At 42.8% G+C, this 17,623-nt stretch carries 19 protein-coding genes; 11 read left to right on the top strand and 8 right to left on the bottom strand.

The window, feature by feature from the left end:
- Positions 1 to 61: 61 nt before the first annotated feature.
- Entirely contained in the window at positions 62 to 826 is a 765-nt protein-coding gene (yaaA, locus tag P3L47_RS20675) for a peroxide stress protein YaaA (RefSeq protein WP_277781978.1), read from the bottom strand.
- Between the two features lie 250 nt (positions 827 to 1,076).
- Here yaaA and P3L47_RS20670 point away from each other — a divergent pair, with 250 nt between their 5' ends.
- The 3 genes from P3L47_RS20670 to P3L47_RS20660 are packed head-to-tail and all read left to right on the top strand — an operon-like array spanning position 1,077 to position 2,923.
- A complete protein-coding gene (locus P3L47_RS20670) occupies positions 1,077 to 1,715 on the top strand; it encodes an HU family DNA-binding protein (RefSeq protein WP_122361566.1) in 639 nt (212 codons plus the stop codon).
- Between the two features lie 16 nt (positions 1,716 to 1,731).
- The gene (locus tag P3L47_RS20665) at positions 1,732 to 2,427 is read left to right on the top strand and encodes a hypothetical protein (RefSeq protein WP_277781977.1); all 696 of its coding nucleotides are present in this window, start codon (positions 1,732 to 1,734) and stop codon (positions 2,425 to 2,427) included.
- The gene (locus P3L47_RS20660; protein ID WP_122361568.1) at positions 2,411 to 2,923 is read left to right on the top strand and encodes a phospholipase D-like domain-containing protein; all 513 of its coding nucleotides are present in this window, start codon (positions 2,411 to 2,413) and stop codon (positions 2,921 to 2,923) included. Before P3L47_RS20665 ends, P3L47_RS20660 begins: the two co-directional genes overlap by 17 nt.
- A 56-nt stretch (positions 2,924 to 2,979) precedes the next feature.
- Here the strand turns inward: P3L47_RS20660 and P3L47_RS20655 are convergent, their stop codons facing one another.
- On the bottom strand, positions 2,980 to 3,354 hold the full coding sequence (locus P3L47_RS20655; protein WP_277781976.1) for a lipocalin-like domain-containing protein: 375 nt from the start codon (positions 3,352 to 3,354) through the stop codon (positions 2,980 to 2,982).
- Between the two features lie 150 nt (positions 3,355 to 3,504).
- Between P3L47_RS20655 and P3L47_RS20650 the strand changes: the two genes are divergently transcribed.
- The gene (locus P3L47_RS20650; RefSeq protein WP_277781975.1) at positions 3,505 to 4,269 is read left to right on the top strand and encodes an ADP-ribosylglycohydrolase family protein; all 765 of its coding nucleotides are present in this window, start codon (positions 3,505 to 3,507) and stop codon (positions 4,267 to 4,269) included.
- Positions 4,270 to 4,312: 43 nt separating this feature from the next.
- On the opposite strand, the gene P3L47_RS20645 is transcribed toward P3L47_RS20650, so the two are convergent.
- The 3 genes from P3L47_RS20645 to P3L47_RS20635 all read right to left on the bottom strand — a co-directional run bounded on the left by P3L47_RS20645 (position 4,313) and on the right by P3L47_RS20635 (position 6,444).
- On the bottom strand, positions 4,313 to 5,173 hold the full coding sequence (locus tag P3L47_RS20645; protein ID WP_277781974.1) for a hypothetical protein: 861 nt from the start codon (positions 5,171 to 5,173) through the stop codon (positions 4,313 to 4,315).
- Between the two features lie 167 nt (positions 5,174 to 5,340).
- Positions 5,341 to 5,931 carry a hypothetical protein gene (locus tag P3L47_RS20640; RefSeq protein ID WP_277781973.1) on the bottom strand — a complete coding sequence of 197 codons (591 nt, stop codon included), beginning with the start codon at positions 5,929 to 5,931 and terminating at the stop codon, positions 5,341 to 5,343.
- 6 nt (positions 5,932 to 5,937) lie between these two features.
- Positions 5,938 to 6,444 carry an RNA polymerase sigma factor gene (locus tag P3L47_RS20635; protein ID WP_277781972.1) on the bottom strand — a complete coding sequence of 169 codons (507 nt, stop codon included), beginning with the start codon at positions 6,442 to 6,444 and terminating at the stop codon, positions 5,938 to 5,940.
- A 262-nt stretch (positions 6,445 to 6,706) separates the two neighbouring features.
- On the opposite strand from P3L47_RS20635, the gene clpB reads away from it, so the two are divergent.
- The 7 genes from clpB to P3L47_RS20600 all read left to right on the top strand — a co-directional run bounded on the left by clpB (position 6,707) and on the right by P3L47_RS20600 (position 15,297).
- Positions 6,707 to 9,295 carry an ATP-dependent chaperone ClpB gene (clpB, locus tag P3L47_RS20630; protein ID WP_122361574.1) on the top strand — a complete coding sequence of 863 codons (2,589 nt, stop codon included), beginning with the start codon at positions 6,707 to 6,709 and terminating at the stop codon, positions 9,293 to 9,295.
- Positions 9,296 to 9,418: 123 nt separating this feature from the next.
- Positions 9,419 to 12,106: a glycoside hydrolase family 2 protein gene (locus P3L47_RS20625; protein WP_277781971.1), complete on the top strand. Its 2,688-nt coding sequence runs from the start codon at positions 9,419 to 9,421 to the stop codon at positions 12,104 to 12,106.
- A gap of 88 nt (positions 12,107 to 12,194) precedes the next feature.
- Complete coding sequence (locus P3L47_RS20620) at positions 12,195 to 12,536, top strand: DUF6565 domain-containing protein (RefSeq protein WP_075558232.1); 342 nt, start codon at positions 12,195 to 12,197, stop codon at positions 12,534 to 12,536.
- Between the two features lie 73 nt (positions 12,537 to 12,609).
- Positions 12,610 to 12,936 (top strand): hypothetical protein, encoded by a 327-nt coding sequence (locus P3L47_RS20615; RefSeq protein ID WP_122361577.1) that lies wholly within the window; start codon positions 12,610 to 12,612, stop codon positions 12,934 to 12,936.
- Positions 12,937 to 12,978: 42 nt separating this feature from the next.
- Positions 12,979 to 13,659, top strand: coding sequence for a YiaD family glycine zipper/OmpA-like lipoprotein (locus tag P3L47_RS20610; protein ID WP_122356242.1), 681 nt, complete (start codon positions 12,979 to 12,981; stop codon positions 13,657 to 13,659).
- A gap of 306 nt (positions 13,660 to 13,965) precedes the next feature.
- Positions 13,966 to 14,637 (top strand): DUF4136 domain-containing protein, encoded by a 672-nt coding sequence (locus P3L47_RS20605; RefSeq protein ID WP_277781970.1) that lies wholly within the window; start codon positions 13,966 to 13,968, stop codon positions 14,635 to 14,637.
- Between the two features lie 30 nt (positions 14,638 to 14,667).
- Positions 14,668 to 15,297 (top strand): outer membrane beta-barrel protein, encoded by a 630-nt coding sequence (locus tag P3L47_RS20600; protein WP_075558228.1) that lies wholly within the window; start codon positions 14,668 to 14,670, stop codon positions 15,295 to 15,297.
- Between the two features lie 83 nt (positions 15,298 to 15,380).
- On the opposite strand, the gene P3L47_RS20595 is transcribed toward P3L47_RS20600, so the two are convergent.
- The 3 genes from P3L47_RS20595 to P3L47_RS20585 all read right to left on the bottom strand — a co-directional run bounded on the left by P3L47_RS20595 (position 15,381) and on the right by P3L47_RS20585 (position 17,620).
- The gene (locus tag P3L47_RS20595; RefSeq protein WP_199715630.1) at positions 15,381 to 16,025 is read right to left on the bottom strand and encodes a hypothetical protein; all 645 of its coding nucleotides are present in this window, start codon (positions 16,023 to 16,025) and stop codon (positions 15,381 to 15,383) included.
- Complete coding sequence (locus P3L47_RS20590) at positions 16,006 to 16,809, bottom strand: metallophosphoesterase family protein (protein ID WP_122361580.1); 804 nt, start codon at positions 16,807 to 16,809, stop codon at positions 16,006 to 16,008. Before P3L47_RS20590 ends, P3L47_RS20595 begins: the two co-directional genes overlap by 20 nt.
- Before the next feature lie 88 nt (positions 16,810 to 16,897).
- The gene (locus P3L47_RS20585) at positions 16,898 to 17,620 is read right to left on the bottom strand and encodes an HAD family hydrolase (RefSeq protein ID WP_122361581.1); all 723 of its coding nucleotides are present in this window, start codon (positions 17,618 to 17,620) and stop codon (positions 16,898 to 16,900) included.
- Positions 17,621 to 17,623 lie beyond the last annotated feature (3 nt).

Here is a 17,623-nt window from a genome sequence, read left to right as displayed (position 1 = left end):
AGGAACGTAAATATAACGTTTCTCTTCCTGAATTATTGAGTGGAAGGGCAATCTTTTGTATTTAGCTTTGCAGGAAAACCCAATTATCCCCTTCTGACAAGCTCTCGTCATAAGTAAACCCTTCCCAGGAGAATTGTTTGAGCTCTTCAGGATCAGTGATCCGGTTTTTCAGCATATACCGGGTCATTTGTCCGCGTGCCATTTTCGTGTAAATGACAATTGTTTGTGCTTTTCCGTCTTTCCAAACCTTGAACTCCGGCGTGATGATGCGGACGGCTTTTTCCACCTCTTTCCAATTGTAGGCTCCCTGTATCTCCTGGCTGGCAAGGTTCATCAGGATATTACCGTTCTTTTTCACTTCATCGATCAGCAGCTGGGTCTGACGCGGACGCCAGTAATTATACATATTCCCTTCGCCCAGTTCCGGCAGTTTCACTTCATATTCCATCCGGTAAGGCTTGATCAGGTCGAGCGGACGGAGCAGGCCGTAGCAGATGGAAGCGATCCGCAGATGGTCGTTGGCGTACAGAAAATCTTCTTCCGAAAAGTCCTTCGGGTTGATATTCTTGAAAACAACGCCCGTGTATGCCAGCAACGCCTGTAGCGGATGCACTTCTTCCGTATGGAATTCCTGGAACCGGTTGTAATTCTCCAGCGCCAGCTTGGGGTTGAGCTTCAATATCTTTTTCAGTTCATCGGCAGAGAACTGTGCCATATTCAGGGCTATTTCCGTCGCTTCCTGTGTGAAACGGGGTGTTGTCCCTGCGGGCGCTTTTATCTTGGAAGTACCGGTCATTGTTTTTGCCGACGTTAATATAATTAGCATATTTATATGTTGTTTCTGGTTTATCGGGTAAATTTAGTGTTTTCTTTCCTATATTCTAACTCAAAACATACGAATAACTATTATTTTTCTCCCTTATTTTTTTACTTTTGAGCAAGCTCGAAATCAATTTTCAGCATGCTCGAATTTGATTTTTAGCTAGCTCAAAATTGATTTTATGCTTGTGAAAAAGAAAAATTATTGCTATCTTTCGAACTAAATAATAAGGACTTAAAACTTAAATCTACTGTATATGTGTGCTAAATATACGTTTTATAAGAATCCACCGAACCGGGAAACGGGAGAAACAGGTTCGCTGTATGCCAAAGTCGTCTCCGGTGGTAAGATCACGACCGACCAGTTGGCTGAAGAGATAGCCGGACGGTCGACATTCACTTCAGGTGACGTAAAAGGGGTTATCAGGGCTTTGTCCGAACAGTTGCATTACCATCTGCGTGAGGGTGAGACGGTTGATATCGAAGGCGTCGGTAACTTCTCTGTGACACTAAAGACCCCGAAAGGTATCACTGACCCTAAACAAATCCGTGCCGAATCGATCAGTTTCAACAATGTTGTCTACCGTACTTCTCCGGACTTGAAACATAAGTTGAAAGTGATGCCTCTTGTCCGTGCCGTCCTTCCGAAACGCAAAGAGATCGCAGAAAAAGAACGGCTGGATAACATCCTGTCCAAATTAAAAAAGGAGCGACTGGTCTCTTCCACCGATTGTATGTTGTTCAACCATTGCAGCCGTTACCAGGCACTGAAGGATTTGAAAAAGCTGAACGAGCAGGGCAAGCTGACCTGGCTGGGGAGAGGGAAGCAGAAGTATTATGTGTTGCGCGAGAACTGGTTGAAGGGGATGCGTAATGAAGATTTGAAGGAAGAATAAAATAAATGCATTAAATATGTCGATAAGGGATTTGGAAAATAAGTTGTTTGATGACTGGAGCTCTTCGTATATTGCTCCTTTTGTTATGGACGGATTGGTTAATGAAGAATGCTGGAATGCTGTAAACCGAAAGATCTTGTTTGTGCTGAAAGAAGCGAATGCTGGAAATCGTTTTGATTTAAGACATGAGTTGAACAAAGGTGGCAGACAAGAAACTTGGCAAGTTTTATCAGAATGGGCGTATGGTCTGTTACATTTAGAAGAGAATCTGTCGTTTAGAGAGGTTGTTGAGGTGTTTGGAAAAATTGACCGTAAAGATATATTGAGGAACTTATGTATTGTCAACATCAACAAAGAGCCTGGTGGTTCAGTGTCTAAAAATAGAAAGTTGAAAGAGACCTTTCATGAAAAAGATAGAAAATACTTGCCAATGCAGTTGAGTTTGTATGAAGGTGTCGAGATAATAATCTGTTGTGGTAGTGTTATAACTCCATTGTTTGTTATTTTATTTGAGGATTTATATGGTTATAAATATCAACCTGGCCAAGGCCATAAATTTGGTGGAGTTTGGACATATCAGATAAAGAATGGGCCTTTGTTAGTTAGCTTTTATCATCCACAACAAAGAAGATATTCAAAAGAACTTTTATATAATAAACTATTGAATGCTGTTAAAGAAGGATTAAAGTTGAATTATGCTCCAATACATTAAAAACGAACAACATTACTCTTCCCTTATCGAGGCTATCCGGCAGGCGAAGCGGACGGTATGGATCGGTACGGCTGATATAAAAGACCTTTATATCAAAGAAGGAAAAGACGCTGTGCCCCTCCTGAAGCTGTTGGAGCAAAAGGTGAAGGAAGGTGTCGAAGTACGTCTGATCCATGCTAAAGAACCGGGACAGAACTTCCGCGATGACTTTGACAAGTATCCTTTGCTTTGGAGTCGGATGGAGCGTGTACTTTGTCCGCGTGTCCATTTCAAGTTATTGATATTCGACCTGAAGCAGGTCTATATCGGATCGGCAAACTTGACGGGAGCCGCGTTAGGCATGAAAGGAAAAGACAACCGTAACTTCGAAGCGGGAATCTTCACCTCCGTAGAAGAGCTGGTGACGGAAGCCGTCGAACAGTTCGATGAGCTTTGGATGGGGATTCCTTGCAAGACATGTAAGCGGAAGAAGTATTGCTCGGACAGGATTACATGATTGAAGATCAGCACTGTCTGTAAGACGGAATCCGTATTACAGACAGTGGCTTTCTTTTACTTTTTTGTATATGTTCTGGTGTAACTGTCTTGGGTGAGCGTCAGGGAGTTTTCAGATATCTTGTCAATCTTTAGTGTGTCGGAGAAGGAGAGTGTTTGCCCGTTGCCGATACTTTTCCCCTGAAGTACCAGGGCATCCGCTTTGTCCAGTTTTATAGTTTCCCACTTCTCATAAACCAATGTTGCCATATTGATGGAAGAGGCAAGTCCATTGTCTTTCAGTTCGAAACCTTCCATCTGTTCGGGCATACCGTTGATAGGAGCGACCCAGGAACCTTTTAATTGGTTTGTAAGATCATTATTTCCGCTGCAAGCAATCAATGCCAGTGTGGCGATAGGTAATAGGAAGCCACACGTAATCATCTTTTTCATATTAAATACTGTTTTGAATTTGAATAAGTACACAAATATATCTGAAGGATATAGGAATCCGATGATTTATATAGTTTTTTTAGTACAAGCGAGTAAGGTTTGAATATATTTATTATATTTATGCAACCGAAGAATATTAATTAACATACTATGATAGGTGCAATAGCAGGAGACATTATCGGCTCCGTTTATGAATTCGATAATATAAAGATAACGGACTTTCCGCTGTTTACGAGTGAAAGTGATTATACGGACGACACGATCATGACGGTTGCCGTTGCAGACTGGCTGCTTAATGGGGGAGATCTGACCCGTGTCATGCAGGAATACGGACGTAAATATCCATGTCCGATGGGAGGTTACGGCGGTCGTTTCAGTGGTTGGCTTCGGGAAAAGGATCCGCAACCGTATAATAGCTGGGGAAATGGTTCGGCGATGCGGGTAAGTGCTGTCGGATGGAAATTCGATTCGTTGGAAGAGACTTTGGATATTGCCAGGGAAACAGCTATTGTCTCTCATAACCATTCTGAAGGAATAAAAGGAGCACAGGCTACCGCAGCTGCTATTTATTTGGCACGAATCGGAAAAAGCAAGCAAGAAATCAAACAATATATAGAAACTACTTTTTCCTACGATCTGAACCGTACCTGTGACGAGATACGTCCGACCTATCATTTCAATGAAAGTTGCCAGGGCACCGTTCCCGAAGCAATCATCGCCTTCCTGGATAGTACAGATTTTGAAAACGCCATCCGCCTGGCTGTCTCTTTGGGTGGCGATAGCGATACGCTAGCCTGTATCTCCGGAGGGATAGCCGAGGCTTTTTATGGCGTACCGGACGGAATCCGGTCGGAAGTATTTAAACGGATACCACGGAAATTTCAGGAGATAGTGAAGCAATTATTAGTAGGCTAACTTTTTTATAGTAAACATTATGACACGACAAATATCGATACCTTTATGGCATCTGACTCCACACCTTGTTCTCTATATCTTCGATTGAAAAGTTGTCTATTTCTTTGTCATAAGACAAAGTGAATTTGTAGTAAGTATCTGGGTTTGTGTAGTGACGTGAGTTTAGGTATAGATCACTATTGGGCTCAGAGACGTTTATTTTGGGGCTTAATTTGATACAATAAATTTTATTAGTCATAGTAATATAAAGGTCTGCATAACCATCTCCACAATAAGAAAAGACGATCGCCTTATAATGCTGCGGATTCGTCTTCTCTCTGAATGGTTGGATAGGCATCCGGCTTTTTATCATGACGGTTGCAGATTCGGGAACATTCTTCAACTTAAAATCCAGAAAAGAATTGTAATGAACTAAAATACCGGAAAGATAGGTCGATACTTTTCCTGAATATTGGCAAGACAAACAGTCGGCGGCAAATAACTTCTCTTCAGTTGTTTGATCAAAGTTCATTTGTAATGTAGTGTCGGTTCCGGATATGAAATTAGAGTAGAAACTATGAGATGCAAAGTGAAGATACGGACCTAATCCCGAGATAATCCAATCCTGCCCATCCTCATTTTCTGTTATGTATGGACCATATATATAGCTGAGGGTATCTTTAGGAGTAGCTTTAATTATATTTTTATCTATGGTATAATTGTATATACAATCGAAGTTCATAATCAGTATCCAATTCTTTCGGGCAGACAGGTCAATATTTGAAATGGCTTCAAATGTTTCAATAGGAACATCCTCCTTCTCTTTCACTTTGTCTTTCTCATTCAGGAGATATTTATTACACGATATACATCCTGATATACAGAGAATAGCAAATAATAAACCGAATATGTTTTTTCTAGTCATGCTGCCGATATTAGACTAAGCTTTTCAATGTGAAAACCTTGATGCACAAAGATATTCTTTTATTTCAAAAACCAACAGGATTATACATCGTTAATTCGATATAAGTTATATAGCGACAGATATGATCTGCCGCTATATTTCGAACACACAAATGATTTTGAGTTTGCCTATTCCTCTTCCATCCTCCGAATCTCCTCCATCTCCTTATTCAACCGTTTGAACTGTGCCGGTAAGACATATTTCAGATTTATGAATATGGAGGCAGCCATGACGGCCATGATGAGTAACAACATGACAGCCCCTTCGGTAGTAGTAAACAGAGGCGCATTGATCATCAGGAAAATACCGGCTATTCCCACCGGGCTGCAATAGTAATTCCTTTTCGTCACATTCAGTTTATACAACTTCAGTTCCCGTATAGTCTTTTTATTTTCAAGATATGAATCTGTTATATCCAGCTTTCTCAGATTCAGATAATATTTTATCAGTCCCCATGAAGCAAAGCAGGCAAAAGCCAGAAACAACACTATTCCAATATAGAAATTAACCATGTTATGGATATGAATGTGTGAAAATAATATAGCAAGTATAACTACCGGAAAAGGGATTCTGAACAACAAGAGTAACAGATTCTTTCTTTTCATACGGTTTGTTTCTGCCGAGATCTTTTTCATCAGGGCTGTTCTATTCAAATGTACATTCGCTACAATTTGCTGGTTTTCCTGTTTCCAGCTGTTTTTTATATTATCGAGTTCCATAACGATTCATTTATTGGGGTTCATTTGTTTTCTTAATTGCTCTTTTATCCGGTTCAAACGTGTACTGACATTCGTCCTGGACAGACCGAGGATTTGAGAGATCTCTTCGTACGATTTATCATCCAGATACAATAGGATAATCGCCTTGTTCTGTTCCGATAAACTTTCGATGCACTGATAGAGTTGGCCGATTTCGGAGGAGTTGTCGGTCGGGACTTCGAGGATATCACTGCCGTCCGCTACCTTCAACTCATCGAAAAACAATACTTTGTTATTGTCCCGCTTTCGTTTGACATTCAACGCCACGTTGAGCGAGACGCGATAGATCCAGGTTGATATTTTGGAGTCGCCTTTAAACTTCGGGTACGACTTCCACAATTCGAGGATGATGTCATTGATCAGGTCTTTCCTGTCGTGCGTGGTATAAGCATACACCCGGGCGATTTTGATCAGTATGCTTATGTTCGATTCCAGCGCAGAAAGGAAGTCTGCTTCACCTTTTACCATATTCATTTCTCTTTTAGTTTGTATTGGATTAGTACCTCGGCACGTGAAAAAGTCACACATCTTCTGCAAAAGTAAACCTTTTTTGCTTCCCTGTTGTTTTCTTACCGAAAGTGCAAAATATGTCGTTAATCCCGACTGATCGGCATAACTCTTTCTCTTATAATTAAATAATACTGACAAAATGACTTGTTTTCGATCTGGTATTTGTTTTGTAGAGTTATCAGTGAAAGTTTAAAATAAAGAAGATAACAAGAAAGTAATATAAGGTATGAATTTAAACAATTTTACAATTAAATCACAAGAGGCTGTTCAGCAGGCGGTGCAGTTGGTTCAGAAGAATAACCAACAGGTGATCGAACCTGTTCATTTGCTGAAGGCTGTCATTATGACGGGCGAGAGCATCACGAACTTCCTCTTCCAGAAACTGGGTGTGAATATCCAGAATCTGAACATGGTGCTGGATCGTCAGATAGAATCCTATCCGAAAGTATCCGGTGGCGAACCTTACCTGTCGAGCGAATCGAATGCCGTTTTGCAGAAAGCTATCGATTATTCCGGTAAGATGGGTGACCAGTATGTTTCTCTAGAACATATCATTCTCGCTTTGTTCACCGTAAAAAGTACGGCTTCGCAGATATTGAAAGATGCCGGTGTTACGGAAAAAGAACTGGAGAAAGCGATCGAGGAATTGCGTAAGGGAAATAAAGTAACGAGCCAGTCGGCTGAAGACACATACGACTCTCTGAATAAATACGCCATCAATCTGAACGAACGTGCCCGTAGCGGCAAGCTCGACCCGGTGATCGGCCGTGATGACGAGATCCGTCGTGTACTTCAGATCCTGAGCCGTCGTACAAAGAACAACCCGATCCTGATCGGTGAACCGGGTGTCGGTAAAACAGCTATCGCCGAAGGCTTGGCACACCGTATTGTTCGTGGCGACGTTCCGGAGAATCTGAAATCAAAACAGATTTACTCTCTGGATATGGGGGCATTGATTGCCGGTGCCAAATATAAAGGAGAATTTGAAGAACGGTTGAAATCCGTAGTCAACGAGGTGACCAAGTCGGAAGGCGAGATCATCCTTTTCATCGATGAGATCCATACATTGGTAGGAGCCGGTAAGAGCGACGGGGCTATGGATGCCGCCAATATCCTGAAACCGGCGTTGGCACGTGGTGAATTACGTTCTATCGGTGCGACGACACTGGATGAATATCAGAAATATTTTGAAAAAGATAAGGCGTTGGAACGTCGTTTCCAGGTTGTGATGGTCGAAGAACCGGATGAACTGGATACTATTTCTATCCTGCGTGGTCTGAAAGAGAAGTACGAAAACCATCATAAGGTACGTATCAAAGACGATGCCATTATCGCTGCCGTCCAGCTTTCGACACGGTATATTACCGACCGTTTCCTGCCGGATAAGGCGATCGACCTGATGGATGAGGCTGCTGCCCGTCTGCGTTTGCAGGTGGATTCGGTGCCCGAATCATTGGATGAAGTTTCCCGCCGTATCAAACAGCTGGAGATCGAACGTGAAGCCATCAAACGTGAAAACGATAAGACGAAACTGGAACAGTTGAACAAAGAAATCGCCAACCTCAAGGAAGAAGAAAAGAAACAGAAAGCCCAGTGGGAAAGCGAAAAGGAACAGATCAACAAGATACAGCAAAATAAGATTGACATCGAGAACCTGAAGTTTGAAGCCGATAAGGCAGAACGTGAAGGCGATTACGGCAAGGTTGCCGAGATCCGTTACGGCAAACTGCAGGCGAAAGAAGAAGAGATCAAGGAAATACAGGCCAAGCTGCACACCATGCAGGGTGCTGCCGCTATGATCAAAGAGGAAGTCGACAGTGAAGACATTGCCGATGTGGTATCCCGTTGGACCGGTATTCCCGTCAACAAGATGATGCAGAGCGAACGCGACAAACTGCTCCGCCTGGAAGACGAATTGCACACCCGTGTGATCGGTCAGGAAGAGGCTATTACAGCCATAGCGGATGCCGTGCGTCGTAGCCGTGCCGGATTGCAAGATCCGAAACGTCCGATCGGTTCGTTCATCTTCCTCGGTACGACCGGTGTGGGTAAGACAGAGCTTGCCAAAGCGTTGGCTGAATACCTGTTTGACGATGAGAACAGCATGACCCGTATCGATATGAGCGAGTATCAGGAGAAATTCAGTGCGACTCGTCTGATCGGTGCACCTCCGGGATATGTCGGTTACGATGAAGGTGGACAGTTGACGGAAGCAATTCGCCGTAAACCTTATTCTGTCGTTTTGTTCGACGAGATCGAAAAGGCGCATCCGGACGTATTCAATATCCTGTTGCAGGTATTGGATGACGGTCGTCTGACGGACAACAAGGGACGCGTCGTGAACTTCAAGAACTCGATCATCATCATGACCAGCAATATGGGTTCATCCCTGATTCGTGAAAGCTTCGAGAAGATCACGCCCGACAACCGCGAAAAAGTGATCGATGAAACCCGTATCCAGGTACTGGAATTACTGAAGAAATCCATTCGTCCGGAATTCCTGAACCGTATCGACGAGATCATCATGTTCACTCCGCTGAATGAGGAAGAGATCCGTAAGATCGTTACCTTGCAGTTGAACAGCGTGAAGAAGATGCTGGCAAACAACGGTGTCGCCTTGAACTTTACGGATGCTGCCGTCGATTTTATCTCGGATGCAGGTTACGATTCCCAGTTCGGTGCCCGTCCAGTGAAACGTGCTATCCAGAAGTATGTCCTTAACGAACTGTCGAAGGAGATACTGGGTATGAAGATCGATAAGAACCGTCCGATCATTATCGATCGAGAAGGGGATGGACTGGTATTTAAGAATTGATTCTAAATAGTCCGAATCTATCCCGGCAACATTAATAATATTTAAAGAGGAAGGCTTCTCCCATTTTCGGGGGAGGCCTTTTATCTTTTTATTGTATATTACGCCTATTAAATAGAATACATTATGAAACATACAACTCTTTCTTTTATTGTTTTGCTGTTGATAGCAAGCGGAGTATTCTCTGCCTTTGCACAGGAAAATACAATAACAATCCCTGAACCCGGAGAAAAAGCTTTGCTTAATTCCGGCTGGATGGCACGGAGAGCCGGTGAGATAAAGACAGACGGAAACCTTTTAAGCTCTGCTCCCCTGGAAACAACAGGTTGGATGCCTGCCCGTGTCCCCGGGACAGTACTGACCACTTTACTGGAAAACGGTCTGTATCCTGCACCGGAGTTCGGAATGAACAATAACCTGATCCCCGATATTTATGAAGCCGGCAATGATTTTTATACATTCTGGTTCGTTTGCCAGTTTGAAACTCCGACAGTACCGGACGGTAGGATTGTCTGGCTGAACTTCCGGGGAATAAACTATAAAGCAGAACTGTTCCTGAACGGCAAACGGCTTAATAATACCACCCATGAAGGAATGTTCCTGCGGAAATCGTTTAATATAACGGAACATCTTCAAAAGAAAGGAACGAATGTTTTGGCTGTCCTCGTATATCCTCCGACATACCCCGGTGATCCGAATGGCGGCCAAGGCGGTGACGGACAGATCGCCCGTAATAACACTATGCAATATACGCCCGGCTGGGACTGGGTTCAACCCATCAGGGATCGTAATACCGGTATTTGGGATGAGGTGTCGGTTACTACTACCGGTGCTGTTACCGTCCAGTCGCCATATATCGTAACGAAAGTACCGGGTGTCCGCTCTCCGGAAAAGAAAACGCAGGAGGATGCTTTGGTAAAGACCTCTGTTGAGGTAGAGAATGTCACCGATACACCACGCAAAGGTCTGTTAGTCTGCGAAACAAACGGTATCCGTTTAACGCAACGTCTCACCTTGTCTCCATACGAAAAAAGGGAAGTTCATTTCGACCCGATGAAAATAAAAAATCCGCAGTTGTGGTGGCCCAACGGAGTAGGGGAACAGCCACTATACGATATGCATATTTACTTTGAAGCAGATAACCGGGTCAGCGACAGCCAACAACTCAAATACGGAATCCGTGAGATCACAACAGATAAATGTCCGGACAACGGAGGCCGTCGCTTCTATGTGAACGGCCAGAAGATTTATGTAACCGGAGGTAATTATATCTCTTCCGACTGGTTACTGCGCCTTTCCCCTGAACGTTACCGCGATGAAGTCCGTTTCCATGCCGAAATGAATTTGCGTATGATCCGCGTATGGGGAGGTGCCCTGCTCGAACGTCCGGAGTTTTATAATGCCTGTGATGAATACGGAATACTGGTCTTCCAGGATTTATGGGGCAGTGGCGATTGTAACGGTGCCTGGGAAGACCCGATGAAAATGGACTCCCGCGAACGTCGTTGGGAATATCCCGACAATCATGATCTTTTTATCGCCTCGGTAAAAGACCAGGTCAAAATGATACGTAACCATCCGAGCCTTTGTCTTTGGTGTGGAGCTAACGAATGGCCGTTGGCTAAAAACATCGACAAGCAACTGAAAGAAAAAGTCTTCCCGGAGCTTGATCCCGAACGCCTGTTCGTCAGCTATTCGACCGACTCCCTCTTTACCCGCAACCTGCTGGGCGATAACGGCGACGGTCCTTACGGTATTCAGGAGCCGGAATGGTTCTTTACTTTCCGTTCGCATCCGTTTAATCCGGAGGCAGGCTCCGTCGGTTCGCCGGAGGTGGAAAGTATGCGGGAAATGATGACGGAGAAAGACCTGGCAGAATTTCCTAGAAAAGGTTTTACCCGTAATGCCACCTGGCGTTATCATCGGGATCTGGGATATCAGGATCATTTGGAACGTTATGGCGAGGTAAAGGATATCGAAACTTATTGTAAATATGCTCAGGTCGTGAATTACGATCAATACCGTAGCTTTATGGAGGGCTGGGGTTCGCATCTTTGGGACTGGTATACCGGCATACTGATCTGGAAAACCCAGAACCCGTGGACTTCCCTGCGCGGACAGATGTACGACTGGTTCCTCGATGTAAACGCTTCCCTGTACGGTACACGTAAAGGATGTGAACCCCTACATCCGTTTTACAATCCCGTTACTCGGCAGGTAGAACTGTTGAATACATCCCTGTCTGATTACCCGGATCTGATCGTAAATGCCCGTATCTACGACACCAGCGGTAAGATCCGTTGGGAAAAAGAAATAAAGTCGGAAGCCAAAGCCAATACGGTAGCGCCCTTGTTTGATGTTCCCGTTCCGGAAGAGATACAAGGAGTCTACTTCCTTCGCCTGTCTATGCAGCCGGCTGATCCTGCCCGGCCTTCCAACGTAGCCGTCGCATTACCGGACGCCCCGAATATCTATTGGCTGACCACGCTTCCGAAAGATTATTCCGACTTATCCCGTTTGCCCGAAACAAAGCCGGAGGTGAAAGTTTCTCTGCAAAGGGAAGGAACAACCTATTCTGGTATGGTATCGCTCCATTCGAAAACGAATATTTCTTTTTTCAACCGTATCAAAGTACTGGATAAGGAAACCGGCAAGCGTATCCTTCCCGTACATTATTCGGATAACTATATCACGCTTATGCCGGGTGACCATTGTACTTTAACGATCAGTTTTACCTCTTCTTTACCCGCAGACCGGATACAGATAGTAGTTGATAGTTGGACGGCAGACCGGATCGTAGCTACAGCCGATTAATACCTGCCCGGCAGTTTCATTCTGCCGGACAGTGCAGATCCTCTTTTTTTGTTTACTTTTGTTGGAATTAATCTAAAAAGGAAAAGATATGAAAAGGTTTTTAATGATGATGTTTGCAGCGACGGCTCTTTTTGTCATGAGCAGTTGTGGGGAATCGAAAGATTCATATATAAAGGACTTTACAAAATTCGTAGAGAAGGTACAGGCGAATGAAGATAAGTATTCGGAAGATGACTGGAAAGAGTTGGAAAAGAAGTATGTCGAATTTGCAGAAACGAAATATGACAAGTACAGTTCCGAACTATCTACGGATGAGATGATCGGCATTACGAAGTTGAAAGCCATTTATCTGACGATCCAGACAAAACACGGCATTATCGACAACATTCTGAAAGAAGGAGATAATGCAGTAAGATCTGTATTTAAATAATTTATTCGTTTTACAAATAAATAAAAGATACTTATCTTTGCATGAGTATGTAACCAATTAAACTGAAAAAGTTATGAGCGACAAAGACGATTTAATTTACGATGAAGACGAATCTGTAAAATTTATTCAGAACTATCTTCCCCAGGAATTGAAAGGCAAATTCAGTAATGACGATATTAACTATATTGTAGACCTGATCTACGATTTCTATGAATCACGCGGTTATCTGAACGATGATGCAGACGATGATGTCGATGTGGAAATAGATGAAGATGAATTGATTGAATATGTAGTGAAGAATGCGCAAAAGGATGGTGTCGGTAAATTCGATCCCGAAGCAATCGGTTTTATTGTGCAGGGAGAACTTGAATATTGCGATTCTATCAACATGTTCGATTGATAAACTGTTATATTCATATAAAGTTTATAAAAGAGCAAAAAGATGAAACATTTTAAGTTATTATCCATACTGTTATGTATGGCGGTAGTATTTACGAGTTGTGGAACATGGAATAACACAGCAAAGGGAACTGCGATAGGTGTAGGTGGCGGTGCTGCTGCCGGAGCCGGTATCGGTGCGTTGGCAGGTAACACGGCATTAGGTGCTGTTATCGGAGCTGCCGTAGGCGGTACAGCCGGAGCCTTGATCGGTAAGAAGATGGACAAACAGAAGAAAGAACTGGAAGCTACTTTGCCACCCGAAACCACTGTTGAAACAATCAATAACGGTGAGGCTCTGAAAGTGACTTTCGATTCAGGTATTTTGTTTGCAACCAACTCAAGTACATTGAGTGACGCTTCACGCAGTGCATTGCGTAAACTGGCTGTCAGCTTGAATGAAAATCCGGATACCGACATCAAGATCGTTGGCTATACCGACAATACGGGTAAGGTAGACTATAATCAGACCTTGTCTGAAAAACGTGCCAAAAGCGTATACGACTATATGATGGTCGACCAGGGTGTAAGCGGACGTCGTATGGAATATGAAGGTAAAGGCGTTCATGATCCTGTTGCCAGCAACGATACGCCGGAAGGACGTGCACTGAACCGTCGCGTAGAAATCCTGATCCTTGCCAACGAAAAGATGATACAGGATGCACAGCAGGGTACTTTAAGGTAAGCTGAAACACGCTATTACCGTACGCAGACGACGCAGATAACGCAGATTCACGCAGATAAATAATTAAAAAGTCTGCGAAAGTCTGCGTTTTCTGCGTCGTCTGCGTTCCTTACCTGATCTTTTCTTTTCCGTAAAAAATCTATCTCGTTTAACTATCGTTTATAAGCATTTTGAAGTCTTACAAGAAGTTAATTAACACAGCCAAAATAACATCAAAGAGAACCTTTTTTTAGTATTTGCTGTTTCATGGATAACTTATATATAAGCACAAATAATAGTATAAACTGTTTTAAACGTTAAAATGAGATGAAAAAGATTATTCCTTTTTTCTTGTTGATCCTTTTACTGGCATCCTGTCAGAAAGATCCGGATATGTCAAAGCTGGATAATGATTTCGTGGTGTACACAAACCATGATAGCAAAACGGATTTTAAATCGTTCACTACATTCTATGTACCTGACAGCGTGCTGGTAATCGGTAGTAGTGAAAAACCTCAGTACTGGACAGCATCAGAAGCTGACAATATTATTTCTACAGTGATCGGCAATATGGAAAGTCGTGGTTATACACGCACAATGGATAAAGAAGACGCAGATCTGGGTCTGCAGGTTTCTTTTGTAGAAAATGTAAATTATTTTACAAACTGGTATAATGATTATAATAATAACTACTGGTGGTGGGGTTACCCAGGTTATTGGACACCGAATTATTGGAGACCAGGATGGGGGCCGACATGGGGATATGACTGGCACGATTGGTATTATCCGTACCCGGTGGTTTACAGCTATAGCGTAGGTTCACTGCTTGCTGAAATGGTTGATCTGAAAGCTCCGACTCCAAAAGCTGATACTAAACTGCCGGTTGTCTGGACTGCTTACATGGCTGGATTATTGTCCGGTTCTGATAAGGTCGACACTCAGTTGTCAATCCGTGCAGTCGATCAGGCATTTGTTCAATCACCATACCTCAGGAAATAATTAAACGCGAATCAGTAAAATTTGAGTCTTATGAAAAAGATAAATAAATCAATAAAATTAGTCGCTTTACTTATCGCCTGTTTAGCGATGCCCTCACTGGCTGGCGCCCAGGTTGTAAACAATATGTATTTCAATATCGACTGGGATATTAACACTCCGTTCGGCAATAGCTTTGCCGACAAGACAAGCGGTTGGGGTGCTCACGGTGAAGCCGGTTATTATGTAGTTCCTAATTTTGCAGTAGGTGCATTTATTTCTTATCACACGAATAATAAATACATCGACCGTCAGACACTCAATGTAGGCGAAACTTCTGCTATCACATCCGATCAGCAACATTCCTTATTCCAGTTGCCTTTTGGTGCAGCATTCCGTTATAGCTTTACACGTGAAGGTCAGTTCGAACCTTATGTATCAGCTAAATTGGGTACTGAATACAGCGAAATGTCGACTTATATGAATGTAATGAAAGTATACGACCGCCAGTGGGGTTTCTATGTAGCTCCTGAAATCGGTATGAATATTTTCTTTACTCCGGAAAAGAAATTCGGTTTGCACGTAGCCGCTTATTACAACTATGCAACAAACAAAAGCAAAGTCCTGACTTATTCCATGGACGGAATAAATAACTGGGGCGTACGCTTCGGTGTTGCATTCTAAAATAGAAGTTTGTTCTTTTAAGTGTTTTATGTAGTTTATTAGAAAACAGGAGGTTATCTTGAATATACCTCCTGTTTTGCGCTTTATAGAATTTGCAGTTTGAGGCCGAACGAAAGACTCAGGTAGTCTTTGGGTTTCAGATAACGATTCCCGATTTTGTTTATCAGGTATAGGTCGCAAGTGCTGAGTTCGTAAAAGAACGAAATGGATTTATGCCAGCTCTTTTGTGTATTCAATTTTAAAGTGAATCGTTCTCCTATGAACACATGCGTACGGATGCGTGTCGAAAACCAGTAATAACCTTGTGGATACTTGTCCGGTTGCTTACCCCAAAAGTCTTGATCCAAAAGTGTATTGATGTAGATACCGCAGGCAAGAGGTTCGAAAGACAACTTGTCGGTGATATGGATATTCCAGGGGTAATAATTCTGTTTGAGCGTAAGGGTTGCCATTGCATGGCGGTCTGAATTACGGGGAACTATTCCCAAATATACATCTGTTTCCCAGTGATTGCGATAATAATTCCAACCGGTTCCGAGTGAAAGCATTCCCATGGAACCGGCATATTGGAGTTTGCTGTAGCGTGGAATCAGCTTATTCCATCGGGAAATGTATTTTTCTACACGTTTTTTATATCGCACCTCATCTATTTCTCTTTCCGTTTGAGCTTGTAGGGTACTTGTCAAAGAGAGAAACAGGATCATCCATTTAAAAATTGATAACTTCATACGTGTAGTTGTCAGGAGTTAGGGTAAATAATAGGTAGTTTCGTTTAGCTATATTACTGCAACCATAATAGATAATTCCATCGTTAAACAGGTCTTCTATTTGTAGGTTATGGTCATGTGCATTTAAGCAAAACATTAACGATGGAAATTCACGGATGTATAATTGGAATACATCTTTTACGTTATTGTCAAATTGTTCACTTCCTGGACGCGCATGCATGGCTACGACTGTACGACGATACGGACGCGAACTATCCTGTAGCTCTTTTTTAAGAAATTTGAAATCGGGGACAGGATGGGAGTAGTCGTATTCGATAGCATTGGTGTTGAGACAAACGAATTTGACATCCCTTACGATGAAGGAAAAGTTTTCTTCCCCGAATAATTTATGGAAAACCTGGTCTCCATTGCCTATTACATCATGGTTTCCAATCAATCCGACATAAGGGGTATTGAGTTTGGATAGGATATCAATAGTCCATTCATATTCCTTTTTCATCCCGAATTCGGTATAGTCTCCTCCGTGAATGATAAAATCAATGTAATCTTTTTGGGCATTGATATGTTTTACAAAATCTTCAGTTTCATCGTAATTGCGTTGTGTATCACCTGTCAATACGAAACGTATGGTGTCTTTCTCTTTTGTAGTTGTCTCGATTAGCGATATATTTTGATTATTGATGTTACGTTCGGGAATGGTCAACCTGCCATCGTAGGGATGGTAGTCTATCAGGTTACACGAAGTGAGTACAGCGAACAGTAATAATACGTATTTTTTTAACATAATAAAAGCCCTATCTTTTTTATATGCAAAGATAGGGCGACTTTTATTTTCTGAAAGGTTCTGATTGAACCTTTGATGGTCAGAATACCTATAGGGCGAATACTTGTTCCAGTTCTTTGAAGTCAGAAATAACAATATCTGCTGTCTCATTTCCCGCGTAATCGCTCCAGCCGATGCTTTTCAACCAGATTGTTTTGCATCCGATAGTAGTGGCCGGTACAATATCTTTGTCGTAGGAATCGCCGATAACGACGATCTCTTCAGCCGGAAGCGATAACTCTTTGACTCCTAATCCGAATATGGCAGGATCGGGTTTGCGGATACCGACTACGGCCGATTCGACAATCGACTGGAAATAGCTGTCCAGGTGGAAGTCCTTCAATACCGATTCGATGTTGCCATAGAAGTTTGAAACCAGTATTAACGGGTACTTTTGTGATAAAGCTTCAAGTATAGGACGTGCCGTGTCGATGGATTTTCGTGCATAAGCATAACACCAGTCGGCAAGCCGTTGTTTTAATCCGGAGGTTGCGTAAGCTTCCGGAATAAAGTCGCCGGCTTTGAGCCATTCAATTTGTATGTCTGTCTTCAGGCGCAGCATGTCGAGGAAAGTGTGGTGAGGCTTTACGATAGGGTTTTTACCTAACGTTCGTTCGCCGTGCACATAGGCATTCCGGAAGGTTTCTTTACTGACCGGAACTTCTTCCGCCTGGTAAGCCATCCAGATTACTTCGGCCCAATGCATGCCATTGCTGTCGATGGTGCCGCCGTAATCGAATATGATTCCTTTTATCTTGTCTGGTTCGAACATATA

Origin of the sequence: Parabacteroides chongii (assembly GCF_029581355.1) — a bacterium.
GTDB lineage: Bacteria > Bacteroidota > Bacteroidia > Bacteroidales > Tannerellaceae > Parabacteroides > Parabacteroides chongii.
This window is presented reverse-complemented; position numbering and strand designations above follow the sequence as displayed.